This window comes from Algoriphagus locisalis, assembly GCF_900116615.1.
GTDB lineage: Bacteria > Bacteroidota > Bacteroidia > Cytophagales > Cyclobacteriaceae > Algoriphagus > Algoriphagus locisalis.
This window is the reverse complement of record NZ_FPBF01000005.1, coordinates 309,989-325,573: the sequence shown is the minus strand read 5'-3', so window position 1 is coordinate 325,573 and position 15,585 is coordinate 309,989. Positions and strand designations below refer to the sequence as shown.

Annotated in this window: 19 protein-coding genes; 7 read left to right on the top strand and 12 right to left on the bottom strand. The window is 41.6% G+C overall.

The window, feature by feature from the left end; all coding sequences use genetic code 11:
- Position 1: 1 nt before the first annotated feature.
- Genes BM386_RS15505 through BM386_RS15495 form a run of 3 tightly spaced genes read right to left on the bottom strand, consistent with a single transcriptional unit; the run spans position 2 to position 1,956 of the window.
- Entirely contained in the window at positions 2–841 is an 840-nt protein-coding gene (locus tag BM386_RS15505; RefSeq protein WP_091695965.1) for a phosphatidate cytidylyltransferase, read from the bottom strand.
- The gene (locus tag BM386_RS15500) at positions 825–1,031 is read right to left on the bottom strand and encodes a putative signal transducing protein (RefSeq protein WP_091695964.1); all 207 of its coding nucleotides are present in this window, start codon (positions 1,029–1,031) and stop codon (positions 825–827) included. The genes BM386_RS15505 and BM386_RS15500 overlap by 17 nt, the downstream gene beginning before the upstream one ends.
- Positions 1,006–1,956, bottom strand: a complete 951-nt coding sequence (locus BM386_RS15495; protein ID WP_091695962.1) for a CPBP family intramembrane glutamic endopeptidase — start codon at positions 1,954–1,956, stop codon at positions 1,006–1,008. Before BM386_RS15495 ends, BM386_RS15500 begins: the two co-directional genes overlap by 26 nt.
- Before the next feature lie 37 nt (positions 1,957–1,993).
- Here BM386_RS15495 and dusB point away from each other — a divergent pair, with 37 nt between their 5' ends.
- Complete coding sequence (gene dusB, locus BM386_RS15490) at positions 1,994–2,983, top strand: tRNA dihydrouridine synthase DusB (protein WP_091695960.1); 990 nt, start codon at positions 1,994–1,996, stop codon at positions 2,981–2,983.
- A gap of 81 nt (positions 2,984–3,064) precedes the next feature.
- On the opposite strand, the gene BM386_RS15485 is transcribed toward dusB, so the two are convergent.
- Positions 3,065–4,279 carry an ATP-binding protein gene (locus BM386_RS15485; protein ID WP_091695959.1) on the bottom strand — a complete coding sequence of 405 codons (1,215 nt, stop codon included), beginning with the start codon at positions 4,277–4,279 and terminating at the stop codon, positions 3,065–3,067.
- A 250-nt stretch (positions 4,280–4,529) separates the two neighbouring features.
- Here BM386_RS15485 and BM386_RS15480 point away from each other — a divergent pair, with 250 nt between their 5' ends.
- Positions 4,530–5,441, top strand: coding sequence for a DMT family transporter (locus tag BM386_RS15480; protein ID WP_091696145.1), 912 nt, complete (start codon positions 4,530–4,532; stop codon positions 5,439–5,441).
- Here the strand turns inward: BM386_RS15480 and BM386_RS15475 are convergent.
- The 8 genes from BM386_RS15475 to ubiE all read right to left on the bottom strand — a co-directional run bounded on the left by BM386_RS15475 (position 5,432) and on the right by ubiE (position 12,144).
- Positions 5,432–6,331 (bottom strand): M23 family metallopeptidase, encoded by a 900-nt coding sequence (locus BM386_RS15475; protein ID WP_091695957.1) that lies wholly within the window; start codon positions 6,329–6,331, stop codon positions 5,432–5,434. The two genes, BM386_RS15480 and BM386_RS15475, sit on opposite strands and share 10 nt — an antisense overlap.
- Before the next feature lie 141 nt (positions 6,332–6,472).
- Positions 6,473–7,546 carry a DUF3810 domain-containing protein gene (locus BM386_RS15470; protein WP_091695955.1) on the bottom strand — a complete coding sequence of 358 codons (1,074 nt, stop codon included), beginning with the start codon at positions 7,544–7,546 and terminating at the stop codon, positions 6,473–6,475.
- A 9-nt stretch (positions 7,547–7,555) separates the two neighbouring features.
- Complete coding sequence (locus BM386_RS15465; protein WP_091695953.1) at positions 7,556–8,137, bottom strand: NifU family protein; 582 nt, start codon at positions 8,135–8,137, stop codon at positions 7,556–7,558.
- A 76-nt stretch (positions 8,138–8,213) separates the two neighbouring features.
- On the bottom strand, positions 8,214–8,948 hold the full coding sequence (locus BM386_RS15460; RefSeq protein WP_091695951.1) for a ThuA domain-containing protein: 735 nt from the start codon (positions 8,946–8,948) through the stop codon (positions 8,214–8,216).
- Between the two features lie 78 nt (positions 8,949–9,026).
- Positions 9,027–9,776: a M15 family metallopeptidase gene (locus BM386_RS15455; protein WP_244545542.1), complete on the bottom strand. Its 750-nt coding sequence runs from the start codon at positions 9,774–9,776 to the stop codon at positions 9,027–9,029.
- Between the two features lie 2 nt (positions 9,777–9,778).
- Complete coding sequence (locus BM386_RS15450) at positions 9,779–10,537, bottom strand: SDR family NAD(P)-dependent oxidoreductase (protein ID WP_091695946.1); 759 nt, start codon at positions 10,535–10,537, stop codon at positions 9,779–9,781.
- A gap of 129 nt (positions 10,538–10,666) precedes the next feature.
- The gene (gene porT / locus BM386_RS15445) at positions 10,667–11,473 is read right to left on the bottom strand and encodes a type IX secretion/gliding motility protein PorT/SprT (protein ID WP_091695944.1); all 807 of its coding nucleotides are present in this window, start codon (positions 11,471–11,473) and stop codon (positions 10,667–10,669) included.
- Positions 11,422–12,144, bottom strand: a complete 723-nt coding sequence (gene ubiE / locus BM386_RS15440) for a bifunctional demethylmenaquinone methyltransferase/2-methoxy-6-polyprenyl-1,4-benzoquinol methylase UbiE (RefSeq protein ID WP_091695942.1) — start codon at positions 12,142–12,144, stop codon at positions 11,422–11,424. Before ubiE ends, porT begins: the two co-directional genes overlap by 52 nt.
- Positions 12,145–12,267: 123 nt before the next feature.
- On the opposite strand from ubiE, the gene yihA reads away from it, so the two are divergent.
- The 5 genes from yihA to BM386_RS15415 all read left to right on the top strand — a co-directional run bounded on the left by yihA (position 12,268) and on the right by BM386_RS15415 (position 15,536).
- Positions 12,268–12,870, top strand: a complete 603-nt coding sequence (yihA, locus tag BM386_RS15435; protein ID WP_091695940.1) for a ribosome biogenesis GTP-binding protein YihA/YsxC — start codon at positions 12,268–12,270, stop codon at positions 12,868–12,870.
- 49 nt (positions 12,871–12,919) lie between these two features.
- Positions 12,920–13,411, top strand: a complete 492-nt coding sequence (locus tag BM386_RS15430) for a DUF5606 family protein (RefSeq protein ID WP_091695939.1) — start codon at positions 12,920–12,922, stop codon at positions 13,409–13,411.
- 42 nt (positions 13,412–13,453) lie between these two features.
- Positions 13,454–13,762, top strand: a complete 309-nt coding sequence (locus BM386_RS15425; RefSeq protein WP_091695937.1) for a hypothetical protein — start codon at positions 13,454–13,456, stop codon at positions 13,760–13,762.
- Positions 13,763–13,841: 79 nt separating this feature from the next.
- Entirely contained in the window at positions 13,842–14,318 is a 477-nt protein-coding gene (locus BM386_RS15420) for a hypothetical protein (RefSeq protein ID WP_091695935.1), read from the top strand.
- A 96-nt stretch (positions 14,319–14,414) separates the two neighbouring features.
- Positions 14,415–15,536 carry a sugar phosphate isomerase/epimerase family protein gene (locus BM386_RS15415; protein WP_091695934.1) on the top strand — a complete coding sequence of 374 codons (1,122 nt, stop codon included), beginning with the start codon at positions 14,415–14,417 and terminating at the stop codon, positions 15,534–15,536.
- The last annotated feature ends 49 nt before the right edge of the window (positions 15,537–15,585 follow it).

Genomic DNA, 15,585 nt, shown 5'->3' with positions numbered 1-15,585 from the left:
ATTAGAATATTTTCAAAAAGGCCGTAATAAATGGGGCCGAAAGTAACAATCCGTCAAAACGATCCATAAATCCTCCATGCCCAGGCAGTCCTCTACCGGAGTCTTTGATCTCAATCGATCGCTTGAAAAGCGATTCAATCAGATCACCATAGGTCCCGGCGATGATGATTATTCCTGCAATCACCAACCACTTCCAATCCTCAATTATGTGAAAGTATCTGGTAAGGATAAATGCCACTCCTATTGCTGAAAAAGCTCCTCCCAAAAATCCCTCCCAGGACTTCTTTGGTGAAACTCGCTCGAATAACTTAGTCTTACCAAATTTTGTTCCCGCAAAATAGGCTCCAGTGTCACTGGCCCAAAGTATCAGCAAACACCCAATGATGATCTCATAATTATAAGTGGCTTCTACTGAAAATACTGCAAGATTTAGAAGGGAAAAGGGTACTGCCACATAGAAAAGACCCAAAAAAGTATATGCTACGCCTGTGAATGGTTTTTTGTCTGTTTTGCGATAAAGCTTAATAAAAAAGGTAAGAGAGACGATAGGGAAGATCAGAAAGAAGTATTTACTCGAAAGATGCTCCTGCTCGACCAAAAAGGTGAGACAGAAAATCATTAAGCCCAGAAAAGTCCCAAAGCTTTTTAAAGGCAGCATCCCATCGAGTCCACTGAGTTTATAGAACTCCATTTGCGAAAACCCGAGAATCCCCGCGAAAACCAAGAAATACGTGTATTCCGAATAGATACAACCTCCCACTATGACCAATGCTCCAAGCAACCCCGTGATGGCCCTCTGCCCCAGATTGCTGTAGTTATTGATACTAAAACGTGATCTCATTCTGGATAAGGTTATTCGCCATGATCAAATCTTTCTGCTGAACTAGCACTTCATAGTTCCCGAAAATCTGATAAATAGTCTCTTTTTTATTTAATACTACAGCTTGAATTTGATGCTCTTCCAAGACTCCTTTCACAATCTCCGCTCTTACTTGCATTGTGCTTTCAAATACCTTGTTCCAGTTCTCCATTGGGTTTATTTATTTTCTTAAAGTAAAAGATTCCAGCCAAAAGAACCAATAATCCAATTAAAGCAGCCGGATAAGACACTGTGTCTGTGGACTCCAAATCAAAATCTATCATGCCTTGATTTGCCGCATAGACCATCAGTACGGTGATCGAGTTGTTCGCAATATGGGCTATAATAGGATAGGTAAGACTTCCAGAATAGTAATAAAGGTACCCAAACATCCCACCTAAAAATAATCGGGGCAGAAAACCATAAAATTGAAGGTGAATAGCGGAGAAAATAAAAGCCGTTACCCATACACCTGCATGAGCATTTCCAGTATATAGATGCATCTTGGGTTGAATCAGGCCCCTGAAAAACATCTCTTCACCAATTCCTGCTAGCAAACCTATCACTACAAGACCTGTCAACAATTCTGGAATCGTCTGGAAATCGGTAAGAAACTTAGTCAACTCCATCGTCTGGGTTTCCATATCTCTCATCCAGGATTCTATTCCAGACATAAATTCAGGCAAAACAAGCTGAGAATTGAAATAGATTAATAACGTATTGAATAACATCCCTGCCAAGCAAACTAATAGAACTAATCCTGCTCCTACGAGATTAAATCTTGAAAATTGGACTTCCCAGTGAAGATCCGCTTTGTCTATAAAATGCATAATAACATAAGCAGCAACCCAAAGTCCAATTCCAGATCCAATACCCTGCACAAAAAACATTGCCATTCGCCCGTTTTGTGGAGAATAATCTCCTGTAATCAAGCCCATGATCTCTTCTATGGTGATATTAAAGAGATAAGGAGCTACTCCAAGCGCTACTACCTGTAGAACTATCAAAACCCCTATCGTTACTAAAACGATGACTATCAAGGACAAAAGCCAACTCTTTCGTTTGGCTATTTCTGATTCTGTTTCGTATATCTCCATAATTGAGGTAAATTTACGCGCAAATTTAAAATAAGAAGTGGTTAAGATAGGAAACTTGGAGTTAGGGGACTTCCCATTGTTGCTTGCACCGATGGAAGATGTCAGTGATCCGCCGTTCAGAGCAGTATGCAAAGAGAATGGTGCAGACCTCATGTACACAGAATTTATCAGCTCAGAGGGATTGATTCGTGATGCTGCCAAAAGCGTGGCCAAGCTCGATATTTTCGATTATGAGAAGCCAATTGGTATTCAGATTTTCGGAAATGAGATTGACTCCATGCGTGAAGCTGCAGCTATAGTAGAAGAAGCTCAGCCGGACATTTTGGATATCAATTATGGTTGCCCGGTTAACAAAGTCGCATGCAAAGGTGCTGGTGCCGGGATTCTTTTGGACATCGACAAGATGGTTTCCATGACTGCCGAAATCGTTAAAGCCGTTAATATCCCGGTGACTGTAAAAACCCGCCTTGGCTGGGACAATAACACCATCCGAATCGTGGAAGTGGCTGAGCGTCTCCAAGACGTGGGAATTCAAGCCATCAGCATTCACGCCCGTACCAGGGCTCAAATGTATAAAGGCGAAGCAGATTGGAGCTACCTGAATATGGTGAAAGAAAATCCACGTTTACATATTCCTGTTTTTGGAAATGGGGACATAGACTCACCTGAGAAGGCACTGGAATATAAAAACAAGTACAACGTCGATGGCATGATGATAGGAAGAGCATCGATCGGCTACCCATGGATTTTCAATGAGATTAAGCACTTCTTAGCCACAGGCGAAAAACTAGCTGCTCCTGGTCTGGAAGAAAGAATAGCTGTCGCAAAGAAACACTTAGACTTTTCAGTTCAGTGGAAAGGAGACAAATTAGGTATTCTCGAAATGAGAAGACATTACACCAATTACTTCCGTGGTATGCCTAATTTCAAACAATACCGAGCTGAAATGGTCACTGCAGAAACGTACGAACATGTTTGCGAGATTTTGGAGCAAGTTTCTGATGTCTATGCAGATCACGTTTTTTAGAAAACAGAGTTAAAAAGGCGGAAAGTGGTAAAGTTGGAAGGTAAGATTCTGCTTTGCCACCTTTTCTGTTCATCCAACAAATCAAAAACTTTGAAGTAAAAAATCGGATAAGTGTACATGCTGAACGCCCTCCACAGCTTCTTTCCAGAAGTCATCCAGTGTCACTACATATTTCGGAAATTGATCTTGAATGGCTAAAAGACTAGAAAACTCCCTTTCTACAGTCTGTTCACTCTCTAGCTTATAGGCTACCTGCACATATATCTTTTGGCCTTTCTTTTCGGCGATAAAATCAATTTCCTTATCAAGAAATTTTCCTACAAACACAGCATATCCTCTTCTTTTTAATTCAAGGAAAACTATATTTTCCAAAATCCCTGAGATCATCCTATCTCGATACCCCATCGTAGCATAAAGCAATCCCACATCGCTCAAGTAAAATTTTTCTTGGGTTTTTAAGATTTCTTTTCCTTTAATATCGTACCGTGAAGCCCGGTATAAAATAAAGGCACCCTCTAAAGCTGTCAAGTAATTATAAACTGTATTGAGATCAATTTTTCGTTGCTGACTTTTGAAATAGTCTGCCACATTCTTTCCCGAAAAAGTATTACCTATATTATCAATAGCATATTTCACAATCCGCTCTAGCAATTCCACATCCCTTATTTTGTAGCGCTGAACTGTATCCCGAAGTATAACAGAAGAATATATATCATACACAACTTTGTATGCCGTTTCTATTGAATAATTTGCCGTATGTAGCACCGGAAAACCTCCCACTCTCAAATAAGCCATAAAAGCCGATTTTCTATCAGTTGAATCACCTGGGAAATAAGCAGTTCGGAATTGTAAATATTCGGCAAAGGACAGCGTATATACTGGCATCTCTACAAAGCGTCCTGCCAAATAGGTGGCCAATTCTGAGGACAAAAGATGAGAATTGGAACCAGTGAGGTAAATATCTACATCAAAATCTACCAACATTGAATTTATTGCTTTCTCCCAGCCATCCACCTCTTGGATCTCATCCAGAAGCAAATAGGCTCTTTTACCTTTTTGTACTTTCTCCTCAACATATCTATAAAGTTGAGTAGCTGTACGCAAATCAGAGAACACAAAACTTTCTAAATTAATATGAATAATTAGGTGACCGTCAATACTTCTAGCTAATAACTCTTCTTTAAGCAGCAATAATGCAGTTGACTTACCGCTTCTTCTGATCCCAGTCAGGATTTTAATCTGCGGTTTGTCAATGAATTCCCGTAACTGCTCGAAATAAGTCGCTCTTGCTATCATTCTTTTTAAGGTTATAACCATAAAAGTAAGTATTAAAAATATATTTTTACGGATATAACCTTAAAAACTTACTAAATACTAATATTATTTAGCTTATACCCCAAAAAACTGTTTAACATTGCTTTTTTAATAGCTCGACAAAAGCATCAGATTCAAAGATTGACTCCAGTGTACAACTCCTGCTAATTTTTTCACGAATTTTTCTTTGCTTTTGCTTCCTTTGTAAGTGGGCAATGTCCCATTTATGCCAATGTCAACTACCACCAACGACAGCAACCTCAAAAACTGGGGGTTACTCATTCTTCTATCCCTTATTTGGGGAAGTTCATTTATTCTTATCAAAAGAGGGCTGGAAGTATTTTCCCCAGGCGAAGTAGGAGCCTATAGAATCGTCGCTGCTGCCACTTTTCTATTGCCACTTTCTATTCCAAGAATCAAAAACCTCGATAAAACTCAGATCAAAAACCTGATTATCGTCGGGCTGGTTGGAAGCTTCATTCCTGCATTTCTTTTTGCAAAAGCACAAACTCAGCTCAGTAGCTCGCTAACCGGTGTCCTTAATGCGCTCACTCCATTGGCGGTTGTTGTTATTGGCGCTCTGTTTTTTCAGTCTAAAATCACCCGAAGAAACGGAATTGGTCTGGCCATAGCGTTTATTGGTGTTTTTATTCTGGTTACCGTAAAAGAAGGCTCTGGATTTGGGGCATTTACAGGTATCAACTCGTATGCTTTTTATGTGATTTTGGCCTGTATTTGCTATGGATTCAATCTGAATATCATCAAATACCGCTTTCAAAAACTGAAACCAATTGAGATCACAGCGATCTCACTGATCATGGTTTTGCCAATGGCGCTAATCTATTTAATGGCAGGCACACAGTTTTCCTACAAAGTCGTGAATATCGATGGCGCGCTGCCGGCATTAGGATACATCACCTTGCTGGGGGTGATGGGAACAGCGATAGCACTAATCATTTTCAATGTAATGGTGAAGACTGCAACCCCTGTCTTTGCTTCCTCAGTGACTTATCTTATTCCAATCGTAGCCATCTTCTGGGGAGTACTGGACGGAGAAGTGCTACTTTTCGGTCACTACGTAGGGATCGTGGCAGTAATTATCGGTGTTTGGTTTGGCAATAGAAAGAAAATCAATCAATCCTGAGTTTCTGCCACAAAGGCTTTCTTTTCCTTCTTGCTCATTTCAGCAGTCACAATTTCCTCGGGATAAATCACCGCTACTTTTTTCATTTGAGGAAAGTCTGATTCACCTTCCTTGGAAATGAATTTCATAGGTTCATGATAGTATTTCAACTTGTTTGTACCGTCTTTTACCGGCTTCATATTTACTAAGCGTACATGTAATCCAGATACATACTCTTCTCCAGCCGAATCAGCTAGAACATCTCCCGGAAAAACCACCTGCCCTACTTTCACTCTCTGACTTCCCGGTCTCAAAACCATGATTTTGGTCAGCGAGCCATCTTCATGAAAAAGCTCGATAAAATTCTCCGAGCGGTCAAAGTCAAGGTTTTGCTGCTCATCGTACTGCTCCATGCTGATCGCAGTGACTACCCCTTTGCGGGGAGCACGTATCTCGGTAGGCAAATCAAACCTGAAAGAAATCCCCACATACTCAGTATTCTCTTCCTTGGGTTGCAGGCGATTTTCTATATGGGTCATGCGTATTCCGGTAGCCAACGTACCTTCAGGAAGTGGAATTAAGTAGGTAGGCTCTACTTTGCTCTTTGCAAAATAATCTCCTTTGATGAAAGAATAAGTATAGCGCAAGCTAGTGCTTTGCCCCTCTGTTCTACGCTTCAGCGTTGTCACTTTGGATCTGCCCGGACGGGCTATCACTAGTCCTGAAGATCCTATGGGGAGTAGATTCGAATGCGCTGTCACATCAATCAAAACAGTGTAGGGTGCATTTTCAGGGTTTGTTGCATATAATTCTATGCTACCGTCATCCTTGTACTCGGTATCCATGGTAATCTGGGCAAAAGAAGATGCACTAGAAAAAAGTATAAGCAAAAAGAAAAGGACAATTTTCATGAGTAAGCAGTAAGTTTTATCAAATAATCAGCAATAAAGGAGCAAAAAGCCAATCCAAAAACTAAACTACTATTTTTTGAGAAACATGCTTATAAAAATCTAGAGAAAAACTCCGTTGCAAATGCTGTGAGCTCAAGCTCCTTAAAAATCCTTCATCCGCTCTCTCCAAGCAAAAGCAAGTTTAGGCAATTGCTGATAGCTATTGATTCCTGCTTTTACTCCCTGAGTTTTCAAGAATACATCGTTTGTCTTTCTACTTAATTCCAATGAAAATGCCTGAATAGCATCACTGTTTCGCTTGATGGACATCATGTCGTTTCTGATTCCTGGCTCGAGATTCCTTAGCCATTCCCGGTAGTCTTCCGGTGCCATTCTATAGTAATCCCGGATCTGGTACATCAGCAATCTCAACTGCCCGGAATAGCGAAGCAATTGATCATCGCTATTTGTACAGATCACCCAGGCGATGAAGTTAGCTTCTCCTTCATCAGTCACTCCATAGCTGTGCGCCATTTCATGTGCTACTGTAAATGGCTGCTCCAGCGGGTGTAAAGTTGGATCAATATAACTCTCTCCGGTAAAGGGAAAGTAGATGCCCAAAATCCCCATTTTCCGCATAAATCCCGGTGGGGGGAAAAGCTTGGTCCTAGGCTGACCGGTAAAATTCAAGCCAAGCATATCCAGGTTATCGGCAATATTTTTACGGACTAAGCGCTCAAGTTCGGGGTAATCCAAAATGCTTTCTATCGCTGCCGTATCCCTTGAGATTGAGTTGCGGTATTGCACAGCAAGTCGCTGTGTGATCAGCACCTCATTTTTCAGCTGATCTAGATTCATGGCTTTTGGCTGCAAACCCAGCTGTTCCACGATTGGTGTGCGCTGATAGTTGAATCCCCAAAGAAATAAAAAAAAGAAGATCAGAGCGCCAAGTCCATTTGCCAAAGCACGAAAGGAATAAAGAACTCTATTTTTCCAACCTGCCTTTTTGCGAAGCCTAAAAATATAAATGCCGATGATCAACATCACCGACAGGATAAATAAATAAACGCTGGGAAAAGGCAGTTTTCCCAGCGTCATATCGATTACATTCCGGATTCCCGGAAAGAAAATTCTCGAATAAATAGTATCTGTAGCTTCCGGGTTTTGAGCTGCCATATAGCGTATCCCTAAAGCAATAACTCCAAGAATCGCCCAGGACCAATCTCTTTTTCCCATAAGAAAAGCTTAAACTCCTTCCGCTACCACTTCCTTCACTTCAGGAAGCATTCTGGTCAAAAGATTTTGGATGCCAGCTTTTAACGTCACTGTGCTCGAAGGGCAACCTGAACAAGATCCCTGTAGTTGTACTTTTACCACACCGTCATGGAATGAATGGAAAACGATCGCTCCACCATCTTGCTCTACAGCCGGACGAATGTACTCGTCCAATATCCCCTTGATTTTTTTCACCACTTCCGAATCATTCTCATCGAAAAGCGGATCCTTATCAAATCCGACCGGAACTGGAGCTTTGCCAGCTTCCAAATACTGCTTGATATGATCTCTGACAATGCCCTGAATCTCCGTCCACTCTACCGACTCGGACTTCGTAACTGTGACAAAGTTAGAAGCAATGAAAACACGCTCCACTGCCGCAAAATTAAAAAGCTCCTGAGCTAGCGGACTGATTTTGGCACTTTCTGCATCAGGAAAATCAAAACTTACCCCTTCATCCACCAACATAAAATTGGCTACAAATTTCAGGGAATTGGGGTTTGGATTGGCCTCCATGTAGAGGTGTACAGGTCTTGCTTGTGCTTGTAGCATGGTATTCTTGATTTTTGTTTAGAAAACCGATTTGCCGGCATTAAGTTCCTGCAAATCTGATTTTCCTACAAATGTATTACTTATATGGCTCCCCGGTAGCAGCGTACCAGATCCCTCCATAGAGGTGTTTTAAGAAATCATCCTCTTCCCAAGCGGACTCCACATGCCCCAAAGCAGTGTAAAACACTCTTCCGCCGTCAAATTCATGGTACCATGCCATCGGATGATTTTCCCCATTTCCTCTAGCTACTTTGTAGGTGCTTTCGTCTGCTTTGATCAAAACTTTGATATCAGGATTGATCTCTCTGAATTCGTACAATTCATCTGTCCACAACCAGTTTTTAGGCAAATGCCAGGTAGATGGGTGAGTTTGATCCACTACATCAAGTCTTAGTGTCTGCTGAGCCGGATGAGATAGGAAATAAGCCCCGATCATCTTATTGTACCAAGGCCATTCGTACTCGGTATCTGTCGCGGAGTGAATACCTACAACGCCTTTCCCACTTTGGACGAATCGCTGGAATGCAGCTTTCTGTTCAGCATTGAAAATAGTCCCAGTGGTAGTAGTCAAAATTACTACATCATATTTTGCCAGTTTTTCATCCGTAAATTCCCCAGCGTCTTCAGTCGTATAAACGCTGAAAACCTGTGTTTTTCCCATTTTCTTTAATGCCACTACAGCATCAGAAATGGATTGATGGCGAAAGCCTGCGGTTTTACTGAATACCAGCGCTCTGAATTGTTGGGCTGGGGCTACCAGAGCAATGCTGAAAATCAGCGCAAAGGTAAAAAGCGTGCGTTTTAATTTCATAAGGTTTGAGTTGTGGGTTTTTGAAAATTGAATAGTGTATTTGAAACTTGATTATTGATTATTGAAAATTGAAAATTGTTACTTGATAATTTCAAACTTTTCCCCGGCTTCTTTCCTGGAAAAAGCATTGAAATGCCACCATTCCGATCCGATACCAGTGAAGCCATTAGTAGTCATCACTTTACGGAGAATGGCTCGATTTGCGATTTGAGCTGCTGATATCTTACCTTCATCAAGCATTTGTTGTTCGCGATCAGGGTAAGCTGCGTAGCCAAAGAAATCATAGCCTGTCCCCATATCTAAAGGAGAATCAGCTTTAGTATCAAATATGGTTAAATCTACAGCGACGCCGAAGTTGTGTAGGCTACCCTTTTTCGGATCTGCTACATACAAGGGCTTTAGGCTATCTGGCTTGTCCAGATTATCCCAAAGAATTTGCTGAACGCTGGATGGCCGAACACCATCATACACAAGCAAGGTATAATCAGGAAATTCTCTTTGAAGCATTTCCTGAGCCTTTTTCAGTCGCTCAGCTACTTCAGGTTGAAGAAATGCTTTAGTTAAATCACCATAGACATCCTGCTTGAAGAAATTATCAGTAGTAGAATACTTAAGCTTTACTCGAATTCCGGGTATTACTTCCTCTACATTTACCAGTCCCTGAGCGATCAGCTGCTTTTCCAATTCTGATTTTTCCACTTCCAAATCTATGTCTTTGACCGGATCCAACACTTCACGCTGCTGCTCAGAGAAAATTTCCTGATCGCTTTTTTGGGATGTTCCACAGGCAGCTAAAAGTAGAATAAATGGCAGGTAATAGTTCTTCACAATCAGGAATTTCGTTTTACAATACTAGCCGAAGCCTGAGCAGTAGGAAGCACCACCACATCGGCTATTGTCACATGGGCAGGTCTAGTTACGGCAAACTCCACTATATCTGCAATATCCTGAGCTACCAATGGCTCCATACCTTGATAAACCGTATTAGCCTTATCTTCATTACCTTTAAATCTTACCAATGAAAACTCGGTTTCCACTAACCCTGGATGAATAGCAACTACCCGAATTCCAAATTGATTGAGATCTATCCGCATCCCTTTGGTGATGGCATCTACAGCATGCTTGCTTCCGCAATAGACGCTTCCGTTGGGATAAACTTCCTTGCCCGCGATGGAGCCTATATTGATGATCATTCCTGATTTTCTTTCTGTCATTCCTGGGATAATTGCTCTGGACACATACAAAAGTCCCTTTACATTGATATCCATCATGGCATCCCAGTCATCTAAATCTGCAGATTGCACAGGATCAATCCCATGGGCATTTCCTGCATTATTGATCAGCACGTCTATTGCTTTCCATTTTTCAGGAAGGTTGTTAAAGATTTCCAAAACCTGTTCTCTGTCTCGAACATCGAATATCAAGGGTAAAAAATCAATATTCTTAGGCAGTTCTGACTTTAATTCTTCCAGACGGTTTCCTCGTCTTCCTGTCGCAATGATGTTATAACCGATTTTAGCTAGGGTGATGGCAGCAGCTTTGCCGATTCCAGAAGTTGCTCCGGTGATTAGGGCAATTTTATTATTCATGGGTGCAAGATAAAAAATAATAAATGGACAACTTTCAATGATCAATGTCCAATTTTAGATGTTTCACCTCAATCTAGGTATTTCCAAATCTTACAATTTTTCAATATTCCAATTTTACAATCCCTCTTATTACTGAAAATTCAGATAGAGTGTAATTGACTTTCTGCGGAGGGATTCGATTGCACCCTCTAGTTCAGGACGTGTATTTTCCGGAAGATATGCATTGTTGAGCCCGTGAGAAAAGCGTATCTCTGGAGCAAACTTGAAGTATTTGAAATAAAATTCGAAGCCCATACCTGCTTCTAGTGAGAAATCCTGCCCAGACATCACAATATCATCTACATTGGCTTCGTCCTGACCTTTGGTACGAAACTGATAACTCGCTCCACCTAACCAGTACATTCTGGTATTGTTGAATCGCACCGAACGGTATTTGAAAAGTAGCGGCAATTCTACCATCGTGGCTTCAGAGCTATATTCTATGACTTGTCCAAGATTTTCTTCACTAATTATCACATCTCCTCCGATTAATTCAGTATCGATCTGGTCATTGAAATAGGTAACCTCAGTCTTATACTCATAGAAACCCACCTTGGGCGTAAACATCATGGAAACTTGATCATGAAACCTCAGAATACCGATAAATCCAAGTGAAAATCCAGGCGAAAATAGTGGCTGAATACTTCTCACACCAGCAAAAGCATTTGATGGATTAGAATTTAAAAATGCATCTGTGTATTTTACTCTCAGCGTGCTATTGTGCGCGGCCAAAAAGAATCCATAGGAAAGGGTTTTATTGTCTGAGGCGGAAGCCGAAGTCAAGCCAAACATACCTTGACCAAACGTTGGAATCGCTGCTAAGAAAAAAACTAAACCCAGTAGGACTACTTTGTGCCTACGTAGATCGAGCTTATTCCAAATGTTAGTGGTTTGCATAAGTTGCTGGTGAATCCGACATTATTCATAATTCTCAGGAAATCCATTCCATCCGGAAAGGCCTGTACTGACTCAGGAAGATAAGTGTAAGCAGAATTGTCTTTGGATACAATTTTACCGATCTGCGGCAAAATAGCCTTGGAGTAGAACGCATATGCTTGCTTCATCGGTGCTTTGGTCGGCTTGCTGAATTCCAAAATCACCACTTTGCCGCCTGGCTTCAATACGCGATACATATCAGCCAATCCCTTCTCCAGATTCTCAAAGTTCCTGACACCAAAAGAAACGATGACTGCATCAAACTTATTATCTTCGAAAAGTAGCCCTTCAGAATCTCCAAGCTGAAGTTCAATTTTATCTTCCAGCCCTTTTTTCTTCATTTTCTTTCGCCCTTCTTCCAGCATACCTTCGGAGATATCCACTCCGATGATCTTATCTGGATTCAAAGACAGTGCTTCAATCGCAAAATCACCTGTCCCAGTAGCGATATCCAAGATCAATTTCGGATGATCATCTTTGAGATATTTAATTGCTTTTTTTCTCCAAGTGATATCAATTCCCATGCTGAGCACGTGATTGAGCAAATCATATTTGCCAGAAATGTTATTGAACATTTCAGCTACCTGATCCTTTTTGGAATCTTGCTTGTCTTTATAAGGTACTACGGCCATCAGAATTCTATCTTTGAAAGGACAATAATAGGCAAGAAACACGAGGAATGGAAAATTGTTGCGCTACAGCTTCATCCTTCCCTTTTCGGATAAAGTCGTACTTTTGCAGACAAATACCAGCAGATGATCCAGAAAGCCACCTTTGTAATCAGTAATTCTAACCCGGGAAATTGCCCAAAACCAGACCGGGCAGAAATAGCTTTTATCGGCAGGTCCAATGTGGGCAAAAGCTCGCTGATCAATATGCTTGTCAACCAAAAAGGACTTGCAAAGACCTCTCAAAAACCAGGTAAAACGCAGTTGATCAACCACTTTATGATCAATGACAAGTGGTACCTTGTCGATCTTCCCGGCTACGGCTTCGCCAAAGTAAACCTGAAAGTAAAGCAGGGCTGGGAAAGTATGATTACGACCTACTTAACAAAACGAGAAAATCTTTGTGGAGTATTTGTCTTGATCGATAGCCGACTACCACCACAGCAAATAGATTTGGAATTTTTGCTTTGGTGCGGAACACAAGAAGTCCCAACTGCCTTGGTTTTCACTAAAGCAGATAAGCAGTCCAAGTCAAAAACCGATCAGAACATCCAGAAGTTTCTACAGAAAACCCGAGAGATGTTTGGAGAAAACCCTGACTACTTCGTCACCAGTGCAGAAGCCAGCACAGGCAAAGTGGAACTAACGAAGTTTATGGAAGAACTAGTAACAGAATATGAAGCCAGGTGAATCATTTAATTGATAATCCTATATTTGCAGCCTCGAAAAAATAAACCAAATGAATTTTAAAGATCTTGCCACCGTAGCCGGTAAACCCGGTTTGTTCAAAGTTTTGAAGCCTTCACGCACGGGAGTGATCCTGGAAAGCATGGATGCGAAGAAAACCAAGCTCGTTGCCGGCATGTCCCAGCGTGTGTCTATTCTTAGCGATATTTCTATCTACACCTTGACAGAAGAGGGCGCTGAGCCTTTGGAATCTGTGATGCAAAAGATAGAAGCGGAATTCCAAGGTGATCTTGGCTTGGATGCCAATCCGGATGAATCTGAGTTGAGAGCTTTTATGAAGCATGTCCTTCCAGAAGTAGATGAAGCTAGAGTTTACACCTCAGACATCAAAAAGTTGATCACTTGGTACAAATTAATCCGGGAAAAAGCCCCAGAGGTACTTCAGAAAGCTGAAGAGGAAAAAACTGAAGAAGCTAAGGCCCCAACAGCAAAAGAACAAAAAGCTGCGAAAGAAGCTAAGTCTGGTAAAAAATCAGACAAATAAATCTCTAGCCCCGGATCAATTCGGGGCTTTTTTGATACTATCATGAGTGAATCCCTGTCCCAAGAAACTTTTCTCCTCCTGCGAAAGGACTTTGACCTTCCCGACAAAACCGAGGAATTCAACGAAGAAAAAGCTATTGCTACGCTATCCAAAGTCATCGCTTACATGCTGGATCGGGAATTTGAGCGCTTGCTACAGATTTGCTATCGTATTGATTTGGGAGAGGAAAAACTAAAAAAAATACTTCACGAATCTGAGCCAGACCAAGTTGCTTCTGATTTGGCTCGTGCACTTTGGGCTAGACAAAAGCAAAAAGTGGAAATCAGAAGAAGGTATTCTGCCGGTGAATAATAGGCACGAATCAAATTTAAAAGCTGATTTTAGCCTATTTTACGTATTTTAGATTTTCTAAATCCTAATACTTTCCCCAATGAAGACTTTTCATAGACTCTCTTTTCTATTTGCACTAGCCAGTTTAGTTTCCTTCAGTTCATGTACAGACGGTGAGGATTCAGATCCTCCCAAATCAGAAGCCGAATTAATTGGTTCTGGGGTCGCTTGGAAATTCAGTACTGTCACCGCCGCCGGGATTGACGCTAAGGCATTTATAGACGATTGCCACTTGGACAATTTGATAACTTTCAATTACGAAACTCCCATCAGCATCGGTGTGGTAGATTCTGGTCCGACCAAATGCGATGATGCTGCTCCACAAACCTCTGATTTTACATGGAGTTACAATGAGACCAGTAAAGTATTGACCATAGACACGGATTTGATTGAGATCCCTGGCGCTTCGGGAGACTTGAACGTCGAAAGCGTCAGCAGCAGTGAGCTTGTACTTTCTCAATCAGTAGCCCTGCCAGGCTTTGGGACGCAAGAAGTAATTGTTACATTAATTCATTGATTTTCGGCACAAACCATTCAAACATTTAACTTGGGGATAACCAAAGCTTGTTCAAAGCTTTGGTTATCCCTTTTTTTAATCCAAACCTCGACTAACATGACAAACCCAATCTGGATCATGACTTCCGCTTTTGACCAGCTCAACTTGGATCAAACGGTGGAGAAAGCACTGGAAATTGACGTACAAGGACTTGATCTTTGCGTTTTCAGAAAAGATGGCACCCGCGATGACTTTGTCGCCACGCATCTGGATTATGAAAATTTCGGTCCAGAAGCCGCCAAAAAACTCATTGATCAATTCAACGGCGCTAAACTTCGGCTTTCCATTGGTGCTTTTGACAACCTGATCGGAGGAGATCCTGCTGAGCGGATCAAAAATCAGAATCACCTGCTGAAATTGATTCGAATGGCTCACCTGCTTGGCGGTGATGAAAATGATGTAAAGATTGGAACATTCGTTGGCTACAACCATGAATTGGGAAATCAGGAAGGAGGATTTGAGAAAAACCTACTGGAATACCAGCGAGTCTTTGGGCCCATCATTCGCTATGCAAATAGCTTGGGAGTGACTGTTCTCTATGAAAACTGCCCTATGGAAGGCTGGAGAAGTTCAGGTTATTTCGGGACGTTTAACAACCTGCCGGGAGTTTTGGCAGCGAGAAAACTCATGTACGAGTTAGTCCCAGAAGCCAATCACGGAGAAATCTACGACCCCTCCCATGACATCTGGCAGCATACCGATCCTGTGGAAGTAATCAAAAACACTGACATGAATCGTCTGAAGAGAATTCATGTCAAATCCACCCGTAATAATCCCGATCCCTTCTGGGGAAATATGTATCCCATGCAGCAAGTAAAGCCAGAATGGGCAGCAAAAGCAGGAATTCCTTCCAGCACCAATCCTTGGGACAGACATCACTACGAAGCTACGTTACCAGGTTTTGGCTTGGGCGATTCGATGGATTGGAGGGCTTTTGTGAATATTTTGAAAGAGAAAAATTTCTCTGGGCCTTTTGAAATCGAGAACGAAGCAGTCCTCTCCAAGCAGACTGGTAATATGGGAGCGATCGTACAGGGCTGTAAAGCTGCTGTCCAAAACCTCGCTCCTTTGCTTTATGAATTAGGAGAAAATGGCTGGCAATATCCTGAGTCAGAATACAAGCCACTTTTGGAGTTCAATAGAGAAGATATTCCGCTGATGACGATGGAGAGATTGTGAAGGTTGAAATCATAAGTCTAACATCTTAGCTTCAGAGTGCTGAATAGTT